Annotated in this window: 18 protein-coding genes; 1 reads left to right on the top strand and 17 read right to left on the bottom strand. The window is 45.2% G+C overall.

What is annotated here, in order from left to right; genetic code table 11:
- Positions 1 to 39: 39 nt before the first annotated feature.
- The 11 genes from FYJ39_RS19370 to FYJ39_RS19320 all read right to left on the bottom strand — a co-directional run bounded on the left by FYJ39_RS19370 (position 40) and on the right by FYJ39_RS19320 (position 6,955).
- Positions 40 to 543, bottom strand: coding sequence for a hypothetical protein (locus tag FYJ39_RS19370; protein ID WP_154473983.1), 504 nt, complete (start codon positions 541 to 543; stop codon positions 40 to 42).
- A complete protein-coding gene (locus FYJ39_RS19365; RefSeq protein WP_154473982.1) occupies positions 540 to 893 on the bottom strand; it encodes a hypothetical protein in 354 nt (117 codons plus the stop codon). Before FYJ39_RS19365 ends, FYJ39_RS19370 begins: the two co-directional genes overlap by 4 nt.
- Positions 894 to 937: 44 nt before the next feature.
- The gene (locus tag FYJ39_RS19360) at positions 938 to 1,138 is read right to left on the bottom strand and encodes a hypothetical protein (RefSeq protein ID WP_154473981.1); all 201 of its coding nucleotides are present in this window, start codon (positions 1,136 to 1,138) and stop codon (positions 938 to 940) included.
- Between the two features lie 27 nt (positions 1,139 to 1,165).
- On the bottom strand, positions 1,166 to 1,372 hold the full coding sequence (locus FYJ39_RS19355; protein WP_154473980.1) for a hypothetical protein: 207 nt from the start codon (positions 1,370 to 1,372) through the stop codon (positions 1,166 to 1,168).
- Positions 1,373 to 1,387: 15 nt separating this feature from the next.
- On the bottom strand, positions 1,388 to 1,675 hold the full coding sequence (locus tag FYJ39_RS19350) for a hypothetical protein (RefSeq protein ID WP_154473979.1): 288 nt from the start codon (positions 1,673 to 1,675) through the stop codon (positions 1,388 to 1,390).
- 238 nt (positions 1,676 to 1,913) lie between these two features.
- Positions 1,914 to 2,141 (bottom strand): hypothetical protein, encoded by a 228-nt coding sequence (locus FYJ39_RS19345; RefSeq protein ID WP_154473978.1) that lies wholly within the window; start codon positions 2,139 to 2,141, stop codon positions 1,914 to 1,916.
- Positions 2,142 to 2,171: 30 nt separating this feature from the next.
- Positions 2,172 to 3,032 (bottom strand): ankyrin repeat domain-containing protein, encoded by an 861-nt coding sequence (locus tag FYJ39_RS19340; protein WP_195840484.1) that lies wholly within the window; start codon positions 3,030 to 3,032, stop codon positions 2,172 to 2,174.
- Positions 3,033 to 3,389: 357 nt separating this feature from the next.
- Positions 3,390 to 3,566, bottom strand: a complete 177-nt coding sequence (locus FYJ39_RS19335) for a hypothetical protein (protein ID WP_154473976.1) — start codon at positions 3,564 to 3,566, stop codon at positions 3,390 to 3,392.
- A 210-nt stretch (positions 3,567 to 3,776) separates the two neighbouring features.
- Positions 3,777 to 4,082 carry a type II toxin-antitoxin system PemK/MazF family toxin gene (locus tag FYJ39_RS19330; protein WP_154473975.1) on the bottom strand — a complete coding sequence of 102 codons (306 nt, stop codon included), beginning with the start codon at positions 4,080 to 4,082 and terminating at the stop codon, positions 3,777 to 3,779.
- 1 nt (position 4,083) lies between these two features.
- On the bottom strand, positions 4,084 to 4,326 hold the full coding sequence (locus FYJ39_RS19325; RefSeq protein WP_154473974.1) for an AbrB/MazE/SpoVT family DNA-binding domain-containing protein: 243 nt from the start codon (positions 4,324 to 4,326) through the stop codon (positions 4,084 to 4,086).
- A 187-nt stretch (positions 4,327 to 4,513) separates the two neighbouring features.
- Positions 4,514 to 6,955: an AAA family ATPase gene (locus tag FYJ39_RS19320; RefSeq protein WP_154473973.1), complete on the bottom strand. Its 2,442-nt coding sequence runs from the start codon at positions 6,953 to 6,955 to the stop codon at positions 4,514 to 4,516.
- A 283-nt stretch (positions 6,956 to 7,238) separates the two neighbouring features.
- On the opposite strand from FYJ39_RS19320, the gene FYJ39_RS19315 reads away from it, so the two are divergent.
- On the top strand, positions 7,239 to 7,472 hold the full coding sequence (locus FYJ39_RS19315; RefSeq protein WP_154473972.1) for a hypothetical protein: 234 nt from the start codon (positions 7,239 to 7,241) through the stop codon (positions 7,470 to 7,472).
- A gap of 982 nt (positions 7,473 to 8,454) precedes the next feature.
- On the opposite strand, the gene FYJ39_RS19310 is transcribed toward FYJ39_RS19315, so the two are convergent.
- The 6 genes from FYJ39_RS19310 to FYJ39_RS20730 all read right to left on the bottom strand — a co-directional run.
- Positions 8,455 to 9,306 (bottom strand): hypothetical protein, encoded by an 852-nt coding sequence (locus tag FYJ39_RS19310; protein WP_154473971.1) that lies wholly within the window; start codon positions 9,304 to 9,306, stop codon positions 8,455 to 8,457.
- 103 nt (positions 9,307 to 9,409) lie between these two features.
- Positions 9,410 to 10,120, bottom strand: coding sequence for a hypothetical protein (locus FYJ39_RS19305; protein ID WP_154473970.1), 711 nt, complete (start codon positions 10,118 to 10,120; stop codon positions 9,410 to 9,412).
- A 98-nt stretch (positions 10,121 to 10,218) separates the two neighbouring features.
- Complete coding sequence (locus FYJ39_RS19300; RefSeq protein WP_154473969.1) at positions 10,219 to 11,313, bottom strand: hypothetical protein; 1,095 nt, start codon at positions 11,311 to 11,313, stop codon at positions 10,219 to 10,221.
- Positions 11,303 to 11,500, bottom strand: a complete 198-nt coding sequence (locus FYJ39_RS19295) for a hypothetical protein (RefSeq protein WP_154473968.1) — start codon at positions 11,498 to 11,500, stop codon at positions 11,303 to 11,305. Before FYJ39_RS19295 ends, FYJ39_RS19300 begins: the two co-directional genes overlap by 11 nt.
- A gap of 214 nt (positions 11,501 to 11,714) precedes the next feature.
- Positions 11,715 to 13,961, bottom strand: coding sequence for a hypothetical protein (locus tag FYJ39_RS19290; RefSeq protein WP_154473967.1), 2,247 nt, complete (start codon positions 13,959 to 13,961; stop codon positions 11,715 to 11,717).
- Between the two features lie 31 nt (positions 13,962 to 13,992).
- Positions 13,993 to 14,198: hypothetical protein (locus FYJ39_RS20730; RefSeq protein WP_207708713.1), on the bottom strand; the 206-nt coding region annotated here is incomplete at its 5' end.

Below are 14,198 nucleotides of genomic sequence, written 5' to 3'. Positions count from 1 at the left end.
AAAGAGACCTATACAGGCCTCTTTTGTGAACAACATATTTTAGCAGCAATGTGCGATATCCTCATATTCCCACTGATAGACGCAGATCGCATCACCATAGTCAGATGCTTCCAGCATGTCGATCAGTGCATCCAGGTCATCCGTTTCTGTTTTCAGCAGTTCCTTCAGCAACCTTTTCAGATCCTCCGGCGAAACCTCATAATTGGTTTCAATCTCAGCAGTGGATGAATCAATGATATACATATCTTTCATCTTTGGATCATTTGTGGCGTACATGGCACTTCCGGGTTCATCTGCGACATACACAATCTCCGCAAACGGCAAATACTTCTTAACGAGTTTTGCCCACATCTTAATTGCAGGTCCATTTTTTGTGGATGTCTCAATCTGAATCTCATCTTCTTTTAGCTGGATGTCATCTAGGGAACCGGCGCAAAACAGGTCGCTCTCTTTCCCGGTATCAAAGGTTCCAATGCCGGCATTCACGACAATGTTTCCGAGAAATCTTCCCCAGTCATTGGCGACCACATCTTTTTCGCTCAACTTTTTAATTTTTTCATAGAACCATTCAAGTAATTGCCTGTCATGACATCGAATGGTGATCGTTGTTGAACACAAGTTTGACATATTGTTTCCCTCTCTTTTCTTTCCCTTTCTTTTGATTCTGTAGTAGCAGACGCTGTTATCGTATGCGTAATGCAAATCGATTTTTTGTGATAGGCATCAAACTCAATAGAGCAGGTCCGATCTTCTGCAAACTCTTCATTCTGGACATATGCTTCTTTGCAAGCTAATTCACACATTCCCTTGTAGGCTTCCTCTTTGGTTTTGTAGTCGCCATACAAACCATCTTCCTGGTCACCCCAGGAGTAGCTCACTTTGATCCCGTACATATTGTTCTCCCTTCTGTGCTTGTTTTTCTACAATGTCGTTCGGGTTAATCTTTCTTTTCACGTTGCCATTCAGGTATATATCCAAATGGGATGTCATACCAAAGACTGCCCTTGTCATCTGGGCGGATGCTTTTGAATGTTGTCACAAGCCCTCTAAACTCATAGTTTTCGATCAGCTTATCAGATTCTTCCGTTACTTTTAAGTAAAGGTCAGAACAATGGTGATCGATTTCGTTTGGTTCCATCACCTTCAATGCTTCCTCATCTTTCTGTTAAAAGCAATCTTCTGAATGGAAGTTCAGAATCTCACCATCTTCCATCACAAAGCTGACCGTTGATGGGTATTTTTCCTGTCTGCCGTACTCCACTGCCATAATTTCTTTGATTTTAACATGAGTATTTTCACAGTTCAGTGCGACTTCTTTTTCGCTGTATTCTTGATTACAGCATTCACACGCATATGTTTCTTTGATTTTCATGTGAATTTCTCCTTCTTATTCTACAATCTGCAGATATAAAGCCGGGATTTTGCTCTCCTTTTCAGCGTTTGTGAGAATTTCTTCATTATTCTTGCCGGTAAAGAATCCGAGGAACACTTTGGCATCTTCCCGTAATTCCCAGTAGTAATCTGCTTCGCACAACTCGTCCCAGTCGAATTCTCCCTTCTTTTTGTCATAGCACTCAAGCGCTTTTTTGGAAAGGATCTCTGTGTTTCTGCAGTATTCGCTGCATACAACAACTGCCTTTCTCAGCTCCTTTCCCTGATCCTTATGGTCCTTCATATGTTTTCTCCTTTCAACTCTATGACTTTATTGTTGCGTGTTAATTATGGAAGGGGATTTGTTGGTGCAGGGATCAGGGTATTTTTGTTTTCTGCCTGTTTTTCTCTGCCTGGCAGTTTGTGTGAGCATACCTTTTTCTGTTTTCACACAAAAAAGCACCCAGTTTTCCGGGTGCTTTTGGAGAATAGTATTCGTTTTGCATATTTTCAAATTTTTACATGATGGTGTCTATGTTTTCTCATTCCGATCGCTGTGCCTCTTCCGGTGTGTTGCCATAGTTGTAGTCCAATCCGTTCCGTTCCATCAGATCGGTAATTTCCTGCCCGCTCAGATCGGTTAGGCATATGGTGTTTTCCACTACTGTTCCGCCGAGTTTGTCTGCAAGCACGGTCAAATCCCCGAAATAGTTGAAAATTGCAACATAGGCGTTTTTGTATCTGTATTCGCCTTCGTTATATCGTGTCATATGATTCTGACCTCCGCTCTTCAAGATACCTCATGATTGATACCTCATGATTTTTGGGTACCCATATTTCTTTGCCAGGCGAAAAGCAGCTTTATTCTGTGCGTGAATATTGGCGCCCTGTTTTACCAGGTACTTTACGATATTCAGATGTCCTCCCATCGTCGCAAGACAAAGTGCATCATCGTCCTTCGCATGAATATTTGCACCATGATTCACCAGATACTGCACGATTTCCAGATGGCCCTCAGCTGCAGCCCAGCGAAGGGCGCTTTCATCACCTAAATGAACATCAATACCCTGCTCAACGAAATAGGTTACGATATTTAGATAATCATATTGCGCAGCCTTACAGAGTATCTGGCCATCCTTTGCATGGATATCAGCACCATGTTCTACCAGATATTTTACAATATCCAGGTGACCGTATGATACAGCAAAATCAAGCACTTCATCGTCCAAAGTGTGAATATCTGCGCCGTGGTCTACTAAATACGCGACGACTTCCAGATGGCCTTCCATAGCAGCCCGACGCAGTGCAAGGTCATTTTGCGTACGAATATTGGCACCATTATCTTTGAGATACTTGATTACTTCCAAGCAGCCTTGGTCTGCCGCAATAATGAGCGGCCATTCATATCCCGCATGAAGGTTCACGCCGCATTCCTTGAGCCACTGGAAGGTTTCTACCGTCCACAGATCCCTGATTTCACTCAGAATGATCCGATGGGATTTGTAACCCTCTTTCTCTTCGATCACTGTCTCTCCATCAGGGAGGGTGACCTCTGCGATTTTATCTCCTTGATCGCAGAATGCCAGGATTTTTTTCTTCGTTTGAGAAAAATAGTCCTCCCTTCCCTGATTGCCATGGTTCAAACGACCTAAAATTCTCATTGAGACCTTCATGGTATGTGTAGCCGTAATGGGTAAGGTCCGGTCTTAAAATTTTAAAATACAATCAAATTCCTCCTTTGACTCGTATGTCTGGTTTTCGTTTCAATGTAATTATGGTACCGGATATTAAAATAGAACATCCCACTCATACCAAAGGACGAATGGATGCTGAGGTCTTCTGCTCTTGAGGTTTTATTTATGATTTTTACGCTTAGATTTTTCATTTTGGCTTCATGGGTGTTGTTGCTGTGTTTTTTGTATGCTAGTTCTGCACGGCAGTGAAGCCTTACATGACTAAAGTCACGAGAGTGCGGCTGTTCATTTTCAAATGATGCGGATATGAAAAAACGGCGTTTTTTAGATTGGGGCTGCAGTCAAATATACGGCGGCGGCCATGATCACAAACATCACACCTAATCCTCCATACAGAATGCCTAACGGTTTGTTTTTTAATTTCTGCAACGAAAACATACTGCAAAGCAGTGCGATACCAGCAAACATTACAATAAATAAAGGCCATATGAATTTTTTCATCAATTTTTCCTCCTTTTGTGATTCTCTATAATTATGGTCGGATTTTTTTCGGTTATTAGTTTGACGGATGAAGAACCTGTGGCACAGTGGTTCGCTGTAGGGTAATAAAAAAGACCCGGATTTTTCCAGGCCTTTTGAAAATTTTCAATCGCATGGTTTTATAGCCAAGCTGTGCAATTTCAATCTGACGTTCGTCAGGTATGGAGACATTTAACCCATATAATCAAATATGCCTTGAATTGCATCCGTAATGTTCATGACGTCTTCATATTGCAATTCGCTGACTTTTGCAAAGCCACGCACTCGAAGATCAAGGAGTTTTACCTGTTCGCACCATACGGTTCCTGTTACTTCCTTGGTCTCAATCGGAATGTGGAGCGCCGTTTTCTCCCATTGCTTGGAAATTGGGCATACTACTACGTTTTCACACTCATTAAACGTGTTGTTACTGACAACGAGCACGTAATTCGTCAAACGCTCTACTTTTAAGATATCGCCCTGGTTAATCGGAAGCATACTACCATACCTCTCTTCCTACCGGTTCACCCCAGTCAAATTCGCCAACATGTTCTAACGATCCCCCTGCTTCTGCGATGCGCTCTGCTAAGGTGCGATGCCGATTCTTTTTTTTGAGTGTGATTCCGTCGCTTATGATTTCAATTTCTAAAAAATCATTTGGTTTGATGCGAGCTTCTTTTAAGATATTCTGAGGAATGCGGATTCCCTGGCTATTTCCCCACGGTTTTACCTGCGTTACCATTACATCACCCTCCTTTACTGTTTGTATATACAAGTATATCCTTCTTTGACCGTTTTGTCAATGTTAGGGTGAAACAACTGAAAGGCACAAAAGCCGGATTTTTCTGATTGGGATTGATTGTTCCTTGCACTACCTGTGCCTGCTTACGTCAGGTGGGGCTGTGGGGATGAAAAAAATCGAACACCTCTTACATTCCCCACAGTGGCCGTACACGTTCCATCAGGCAGCTCTTTAATCTTGTAAACCTCTGACTGGAGCCTACGGTCTCCACGGCTTTTTTTAATGCCGGCAATTCACAAAACAGTGCGAATTCCTTTTTGGCCCTGGTCTCTCCTGTGTAAAAGATTGACCGGGTCAGAAGATTTCCGTGTTCCTGGGCCAGTACCATAAGCACCCGCTTAAATTCCGACCCCTGTGCTTTGTGTACCGTTGTGGCATAGGCCAGGGACAGTTCTTCCATCTCTTCTGCCCCGTAGCGGCATTTGATCCCGTCATCCATCAAAACGGTGACGATGCCATCTTCGATGGAGATGATGTTTCCGGTATCTCCGTTAAAAACGCCCTGGTCCTGTTCGATTTTTACCACTACTCCATCTCCCACCACTTCCCGTTCCCAGGCCATGCTGTAGTTATTTTTCATCTGCATGACGCGATCGCCGGTTCGGAAACCGTGGTATTCGCTTACCTCCGGCCGTCTTGGGTTGACTGCCTCCTGCAGTGCCCGGTTTAAGGCATTGGATCCGGTAAGTCCGTTCTGTCTTCTGGGAGAAAGGACGCAGATCTCATTTTGTGGGATCCCCTGGCTTAAAGATAGCAGGTAGGTATCGGTGATCGCTTTTACCATCTTTTCTTCTTCCATCACGGTGACAAAGAAGTCGTCGCCGCAGGAGAGCCACGGGTTACCTGTGTTGATCCGTAAGGAGTTCTCGACGATGTTGCCGCTGTTTCGGAAGCATTCCGTCAGCACCGATACCGGGACGCGGCCTGAAGCAATGACATCGCGGAAGAAATTGCCGGGACCAACCGGCGGCAGCTGATCAGCGTCACCGATCAGAACCAAGGTCGAATCCTGTGCATACTCCATTAACGATTTGGCTAAAAAGATGTCCACCATGCTGGTTTCATCGCATAAGATTAAGGTCCTGTCTGTCGGAGTTACCATCGGTGAGTCCGAACAAAGGCCAAGCATGCGGTGAATCGTTGCACAGGGGCAGCCTACCTCTTTGGTTGTCTCCGCCATGCGTTTTGCAGCCCTTCCTGTGGGCGCTACCATGACGACGCTGTTGGAAACATGTTCCTGCCACCATAATGCGATCTCCTGGATCACTGTCGTCTTTCCGTGGCCTGGGCCTCCGGTAATGACACTGATGCGGGCATGGAGGCTTCGTTTGATTGCTTCCTTTTGGCCGGCGGCCAGGATCACCGGAACCTGGTTTCCGTTTCGGTCCGTGACAAAGTGTGTTTCCTCGTACGCTTTTAAGAAGCGCTCGATTCCCGTCGGTTCGCAGACGCACGGTGCTTCGGACATCTCCATTACCAGGTCAGACACGTATTGCTCCACTTCATACAGTTCTTTTAAGGCAACCAGGTTCTCATCCGTCACCACCAGATCCACCGCTTCCGCGGCGCTTACGGCAATGTTATATTCTTCTCCATATCGCATCCATTCCTTTTGCCATTCGTCCAGATACCGCGCATCCTCTTCGGTGAGCTTGTAGGCCTGGATCACATTCTTTCTTCTGTTTGGCCACCACTCTGCATCTCGCTTTGCACGCCACATGAGCTTTGGACCGTAGGACTCCAGTTCCGTTGGAAAGGAAAGAAGCAGCTCCTGCATTTTTCTCTTTGCCATATTCGGCCGCAGGAAACAATGTCCCTCCTGCCTGGATACGTCTGTTAGTACCTGTGCGATGACCTGACGCATCCGTCGGATATCGTGACGATGCATTCCCATGTGAGTCGCAATGGCATCCACCCGCGCAAAGGAAAACTCCAACTCTCTGCAGAGCCGGAACATATCCATTGTCAGAACGGAGATCACCTCATCGCCGTAATACTGTTCGATCCGCTCCGCCTCTTTGACGGACAATGCTCCGTTCGTTAAAAGAAGGATGTCTTTTAACCGGCCGGCTTCCCTCCAGGCGTCGCTGATGGATTCGATACGCTTCTTTCCGATTCCCTTTAAGGCAGTCAGCTGCATCGGATCACACTCCAAAATACCGGCAGCATCATCTCCGAAGGTATTTACGATCTGCTCGGTGATGTGACGTCCAATTAAAGCGAACGCTTTGGACTGGAGTAACACATAGACACCTTTTTTGGTGCTGTGGCCATAAGGGGAAAACCATACCACATGAAATACGACACCGGCGGCCGACGTCAGGATTTCGCTTTGACAGACCACATGTGCTTCCGTCTTTTTTCTTCGTCTTCTCCTTTTTGGTGCCTCCGGTTCTTTTGCGGGTTTGTGAAGGGCGATTGCCATACGGGCCTCCATCCCTTCCCGGATGCCCGGTGCATATCCGCTGCATTCGTAAAGTTTGTTGTCGTACTCCGCCAGAAACTCAGCCTGGCAGGTTTCAGTGTCATATGCCATGACGGTATCAATCCGTCCTGTAAAAATCATCATAGTCTCTTCCTCTTTTGTATTTCTTTAATTATGCGATGCGTGGCGGCATTATCGGTATTACAGAAATACACCAGATACGTGATGGTATTTGGAAATCATACGTCAGATACGTGAGGAATTATGGAAAGATACCGGTGTATACGAAGAAGACTTTCATCACTGTACGTGGTGGTATTCCTTTGCAGTTTGTCTATTTCCCATCACATACATGGTGGCATACTCTGCTTCTTCCGGCGGCCTCTGTCTGTTTTTCATCAGATACGTGAGGTATGATAGAAAGAGAATGGAAGAAATACGCCAGATACGTGAGGATATATTGGAGGTGATATGTTTGGTTTCCACCAGATACGTGGTGGTTTTCTACTGTGACGGAATACTGCGGATAACAAAAACCATCAGATACGTGGTGGGATTTGGTATGGTGGCGGTTTTCATATCCGCAAGATTACTCCAGATACGTGATGGTATTCTTTTTCTTATCCGCAACTTTACCGTCACATACGCGGTGGTGTTTTGAATATGCCGGCGCTGCTTTACGTCAGGTACGTGGTGGGAATTGGAGGTGGTTCACACCGATTACGGGCGGAGTAAATTCCATATCCGCAGGTTTTACGCCAGATACGTGGAGTATATTCAAACTGTGGCGCTTTTTTATATCCGCAAAATACACCAGATACATGGTGGTTTTTGTTATCCGCAGGAATTCCATGGGCGGCGTTTTCCACCACCTTCTTGGTGCTCTTCCTCTATTTTTTTGGACTTTTTTTGTTTGGAAGAAAAAATGCCATCACATATGTGGTGGTTTTTATGGGAATTGGCGGGGTGACAGCCCTCTTTCCCTTATTTTGGGGAGGAAGGAAGAAGAAAGGAAGAAGGATTGGCTGTGGTGGCGGCGGTGTTTCCTCTTTGGGTGGGTGGAGAAGTGGCGGGGAAATGGATTACACACAGATTACGGGCGGTGTCCTCTCCTCTCTCTTTCCGTTTTTTCCAAAGAAGTGGAAAGATGGGGTGACCGGCGTTTCTTGCGGATACCGATTTCTCTGTGATATGGCGTTTTCTGTACTCTTTTTGGCACTTTTCCTTTTATTTTATGCGGGAAGAAGGGGATTTTTCTTATCCGTGAGAATGTGGCGGCAGCAAGGGCTTACACACAGATTTGGTTGAGGCGGGGAATTGGCGGGTGGCGGAGGAAAACTGGCGGTTCTGATGGACGGAGTTATTTGTGATGTAAGAGGTGAAAGTGGAACGGAAAGGACTCTTTCACTTATGGGATTTTTAATTTTTTAGAAAAAAGGGCGACGAAAGATCTTAACCCGATAGGGATTGGTATTTCTAATTTGCTAAGTATTTCTAATTTGCTAACTTATTAGTCATTTCAAAACGCTAATATATAGCAATTTGACTTTTTGTGGTATTGTACCGGGAAAAACGGAACGTACATACCCGCGTACCGATTGGTAACAAAAAAAGACCCCTCGAAATACGAGAGGTCTAAGCGTTTAGTGCGTGCGCAGCCAATCATCAAGGAGCCTTGCTTCCTGTTCACTTCTGCAGAAGCTCACCTCCATTAAATTTTGAATACGTTCCTCATTGGAAATCATATTGGGCTTTGGTGCCAATGGTTCTTCCTGCTGTTTGGAGATCTCATGCACTCCATGGTGGCACATAAAATTCGATGCAACTCCATCTCCGCAAACATAGGCGCTTCCTCGAATGCAGCTGTGATCCTGAATAGTCACATCTCCGCAGACGGTTGCCTTGCCCTGTACAATACTGTCATCGGTGATCACTGCATTCCCGGCAATGGTGGCCTGACCATCAACGGAGGCGGACATTTCCACAATAGCGTTTTCTTTTACCACAGCCTTTCCAAATACGCGTGCATCATCGTATACCCAGCAATCGCCTTCTGAAGACAGGTTTTTGGTGTGCATGATATAGCCGCCGCGATCTCCCATATGTACGTCTGCAAAATTGCGTTCAGCGATAATACGGAATAACTGAAAGCCGTTGACGGAAATACTCTCCTTGCGGTCAAGTCGGTACTTCGCTTTTGTGGTTCGCTCCCTACGAATTTTTGCAACTTCCGATACTAAGTTTTCCGGAATTGGTAAAACGGTAATCAGGGTTTCATTTTTGAAGATGTAACATTGATTGCCATACAATCGAATGTTGTTCGCCTGCTTATTTCGAAAATACTTCGATGTTACCCAGCGTTTCAGATCCCCGCTGCACTCTTTGTGAGTGACTCCTTCCCGTAGGATCTTTGACGCCATTTTTTGGAGATTGCCCTTTCCGATACCGGCACGCTCTTTTGCTCTTTTGCGTCCATGTCTTGTAATTTTTGCCATACTGCTGCCGTATCGCGAGACTGATACGCTGCCTCCTTTCCTCATATCAATTCATGATGCAATTATGGGGAAATAACCGTGCATTATAGCAAAAAACCAGCCATTATTTGGCTGGTTTCGGATTTCTTGCTTTGCTAAAGATTGTGATGATCTTATTGCAGATTTCAATTCGCTCTGCTAACACGCGGTCCATGGTTTTGTAAACCGAGTGGTCAAAACACTCCCCCAGAATGTCATAAATCTGGTATGCCAGATCTGCCTTTGCGGAAGCATAATGTGTTTTGAGGTACTGATACTTTTTTCTCATCTCTTTTGCACGTTTCACGATGAGCCCAAAATAGGCATCTGGATTACGCTGCCAGAGAATATAAAGCCCATCCTGGATATGCTTCTCCCCTCCGGTTGTCTGTACCGTGGCAATGGTTGGAGAAAACTTAGGATATAACCCAATGACCGCACATTCTTCCTGGGTCAGTCGGTACTTTGGCAAGTTTAATGCCGGCGTTTTGGAATCTCCAGCGTACAGCTCGACGCCGCCCATTGCTTCGGCCATGATGCGATATGCCTCATCAGAAGAGCAATCCAGGTATTCCATAATCATATCGTGCGTCGTCACAAAAATACTGCACGCATAGCAGTAATACCCATTCTTTTTTAAGATGGCATTCCCCATTTTGGTATCCGGGCGTCCCAAACGTGCTTCGTGTCCTGGGCATAAGATGAAAGTGTATCTTCCTCGATGCTGACATTCCATCTGCAGATAGTCCACTACGGACTGAGCATCACATTCTTCAATCAATCTCTTGCGATCCATAAACTCTCCTTCCTCTATCTTTTCGCATCAATTATGCGTGGCAATTATTGTGCATAAACGAGCGAAACTACAAAGAAATATTGCTTATGTGGTCTGCATTACAGAGCGATTGCGGACAGCAGGTCGATCGCTTCATTGGTGCTTTCGATTGGAAGGAACTCAACAACAGATGCCTGCGGGTGACCGATGGAACCAAAATAAGCAGCTCTTGCCTGCGGATCATACTGAATACCATGCTTTACCTTCTCGATAATGCGACGGATCTTATCATCTCCGTTGATGGAAAAGGACTTGGCGATAGAAGGGATCGGCTCCTGATGATAGGTATATCGCATGAAAATATCGACTTCCATCTTAGTAAACATTGCATTAAGACGCTGAACTACGGCTTCGAATGTCATGTTCTTAATCACAATATTTTCAGGAGATTCAAACATTCTGTTAACGTGTGCGTCACCAGCAATCAGCTGATCGTACTCAGGAATTGCTTCCAGATGAGTATTCATGTCCGTGGACATCATAGCCAATACGCTTCTGATCTTTGACATCGTTTCATTGGTCTCAGCCATATAATCGCCGAGAGTTGGTTTGCGGCCAAACTCCTCATAAATCTTGTTAATTTTCATAATTTTACGCTTTAATGCTGTATCAGCAGAGGAAACCTGATGTTTCATAGCGTTTGTTGCTCCGGCAATGGCAGATTTAATATGATAGTAAAAGAACGTGGACGGCTCTCCCTTAGAAGCGTCATACTCCGGAAGATACTTGATGATATTCGCATAAGCCTCCTGTTCAAGGTCGGATGCAAAATCCGGATCCTTATCAATGTATGTGCGATATTTTTTACGAATGAATTCACGCACCAGACCCTTCATATAATAGCAAGCCTCCTCACGAGCGGCTTTACACACGGTCTCGTCATCGCTAAGAACCGCTTTTGCCAGGGCTGCATAACGCTGTTTCGATACTTCACCACGATCAACTTTGACGGTTGTCTTATAAAAATCGTACTCATCAATGGTGATTACATTGTCATTCTTTTTCCGGTTTTTGCGTCCTTTTGCCGGCTGCGGTGCCGTAAGCTCCTCATCTACTCCATCTTCCTCATTGGAATATTCCATGGTTTCATAAGTCGGATAATCGGAATCGTCATATGCATCTTCCATCTGTAAATTCATTGCGTCATACTTCATTTGCTTCTAATCTCCTTTCCATAATCGGGATCAACGTTAGATAATAATCGATGGTATCTGGATCCTGGATGAGTATCCCGTTGTCGCCCATCCAGTCATTTAAAATTTTATCGTAGGATTGTTTCCGGGCCCCTTCTTGTTCGACGCGTTTTTGCAGGCTCCGAATTTGGTTCATATCATGCTGCATCGAAAATATAATCCTCCTTCTCTTCTAAATTCTGTACTTATTATAAAAAAACGAAGGGGAAAAATCGAATTTAGAACCTTGCGGATATAAAAAACAATGTTTATTGACATCAATATTTGACATTTTATGAAAAACAGGAGTAGGTGTAGCAACAATGGGTGGAATACATACACAAAAAAAAAGACGACTATCTGTCGCCCTTTTACTCGGAGGATTAGATCACATCTTCATCCCATAATACTCTGGTTGCATCATCAATGGTGAAGGTGAATTGTCCTTTCTCCCAATGTCCACGAATGATTTTGTCAGCCTTGGTGCGTGTACGGTATCGCAGTGTATTGCCTTCGCAACGCTCAAGGGCATATTTCTTACCATCCATGGCAACATATCCTACAATCGGGATATTGCGTTCGCCGCGGTTTCCGCTCAAGAACGGCACAACAAAGTGGAATGGCTGCCCCTTATGATCGTAGCGGAACTGATCGAGGAATTCGTCACCGTAACGTCCTTTTGGCTCATGCTTTGTAACCTCTTCTTCCATTCGGAACATACTCGCAGACTTGTCGTCCAGAGTGACGTGAGATTCAAATACACTGTTGTTCCAGATTCCGTAGACACAGTAATGCTTGCCGCCAACGGTCATCTTTAACTGCTGCACCTTGCCTTCCGTACAGAAAATCTGTTCATTGCCTTCTTCGTCGGTTACATGGACCAAGATATCGGCAAATGTCGTTCCGGTATGCATTGTGATAATCCTTGTTGGCCAGATGATAAATCTTGCCCTGGAAACGATTGCATCACCAAAACGAGGTTTGACTGCAACTTGATGAATATGCTGGAACAGTGTTCCGCCGTCCTGTGAAAAATCATACTCTTCCACAGCTGTGTTTGGAGCAGGCGTTTCCGCCTTGGCATCCATCGCCGGCGCCGCCTCTGCCGGAGGGCTTAAAGTTTCCCTTACCTCTGGAATAACAGGCTCACGTTTCACCTCATCAACTGGTACGGGAGTATCTAAGGACGGAGCAGGCGATTCTACTTTATCAGGTTTCTCCTTCTTAAAGAATGCGAACAACCCTTTCTTCTCCTCTTTCGTTTTCTCTTCTACCGGAGCTGTTGGTGTTTCTACTGCGTGGACTTCGTGTTCTTCACGAATCACTGGCTGGCTTTTTGGCTTGAAAAAACTGCCAACCGGTTTTGGTGTCACTGATGCTTTTGATTCTTCTGCAGGAGCGATCACAACAGGTTCTGTTTTGACGGTGGCTGTTTCTGCAGTGGTGTCAGTATGCTCCTGCGGTTTTTCCTCTGCAAACGAGGCATCTTTGCCTTCAGTGTTTTTTGTAGGAGCCGGCTCTCTTACGGGGATTCCACCTAACAAGAGTGGTTCCTCATCCTCTTCTTCGTCTGGTGGTAACATAAAACTATCATCAATTTCCGGTAAAGGTGCCGCTACTCGCATGGCCTCTTCGCTTTTCGGTTCGTTCTGCTTTGCTGGCTCTGCCTGCTCCTCTGTATATGTATCCGTAGCAACGGAGATCGGGGTCTCTTCTTTGACCGGATCTGGATTTACCATTTCAGAGTTTTCGGTTTTCTTTGGAATGGCACTTTCAGGTTTTGACTCTGCATCTACTCCAATATCCAGCACTTTCTTGCTTCCCTTAGAGAACGCAAAGGACAGATCATCAAGATTTGGGAAACCTGCGCTCATCAATACACTTGACGCATCAGTTTTCGGCTTCTCTTCCTTCACTGTATGTTTGGTTTCCGGTGTGCGATGCATTTCTTTTTTGACATCCTTATCCTGTGTTTCCGGAAGAACGGTCTTTTCGGAAACAGGTTTCTCAACGGATACCTTTCTCTCTACAGGCGCCTCCACTTTGGACACCTGCATCTCTTTTGCCGGTTCCACAGAGGGATCTTTCGTTGATACTGGCGTATCCTTGGCAGCCTTTGTCTCTTCTCTGTTTGATGTGGAGAGGATTGGAGTTGGCGGTTTTGGAGTATCAGGCTTTAATTCTGGGTTTGCCGGTGGCGCAGGTTTGATATTTTCGCCAGCGCCTTCAGGCGTTTTTGTGGGAGTATCTTCCTTCCGCTCCTTCGGCGGCATCTTTGTTTCCGGGCTCTTTGCTTTCTTATCCTTGCTTTTTTGCGGTACCAGTGCGGCTGCATCGGGGGCATAACGCTCAAATTCCTCTCTCAATACATTCGCTGCGGTTCCTACCGGACATTTGTACTGAACACCATCGATCACAAAAACCAGGTAATCCGCTGATTCTTCCTTGCTCAGTTCGTATGGATAGCCAAGTCGTAACAGTCCACAAAATGCGTTATTGAACAATCGGGTGTTGATCTGATGTTCTGTTTTATTTGCCGGTTCCGCACTTGTTTCATGGGTTAATAATTTTTTGCTGCACTCCAGGATCCACGCATAGCTCTGAGCTGCACTAAATAACATTCCTTGCACAGTTTTATCCTCCTTTATTTTCTTTTTTTAATTATGAGATTTTTCTTCGGAAATTTCGCACATACAAAATGTTTTCAGACACATAAAAAGCGGACATCCCTGTGTCCGCCCAGACTGTAGACAAAGTCCCGGACAGAAGTCCGGGTTTTTCTTTTATCAAGTTTTCCACATTTCTAACTTTTTTCCATAGATTTACCAAGAAAAATGGTTCGGTTATCAACTTTATTTTCCAAGGTT

Source organism: Clostridium porci, assembly GCF_009696375.1.
In the GTDB taxonomy this organism is placed as follows: domain Bacteria; phylum Bacillota; class Clostridia; order Lachnospirales; family Lachnospiraceae; genus Enterocloster; species Enterocloster porci.
Note: the sequence above shows the minus strand (reverse complement) of the source record. Positions and strands in the feature narration are given on the sequence as shown.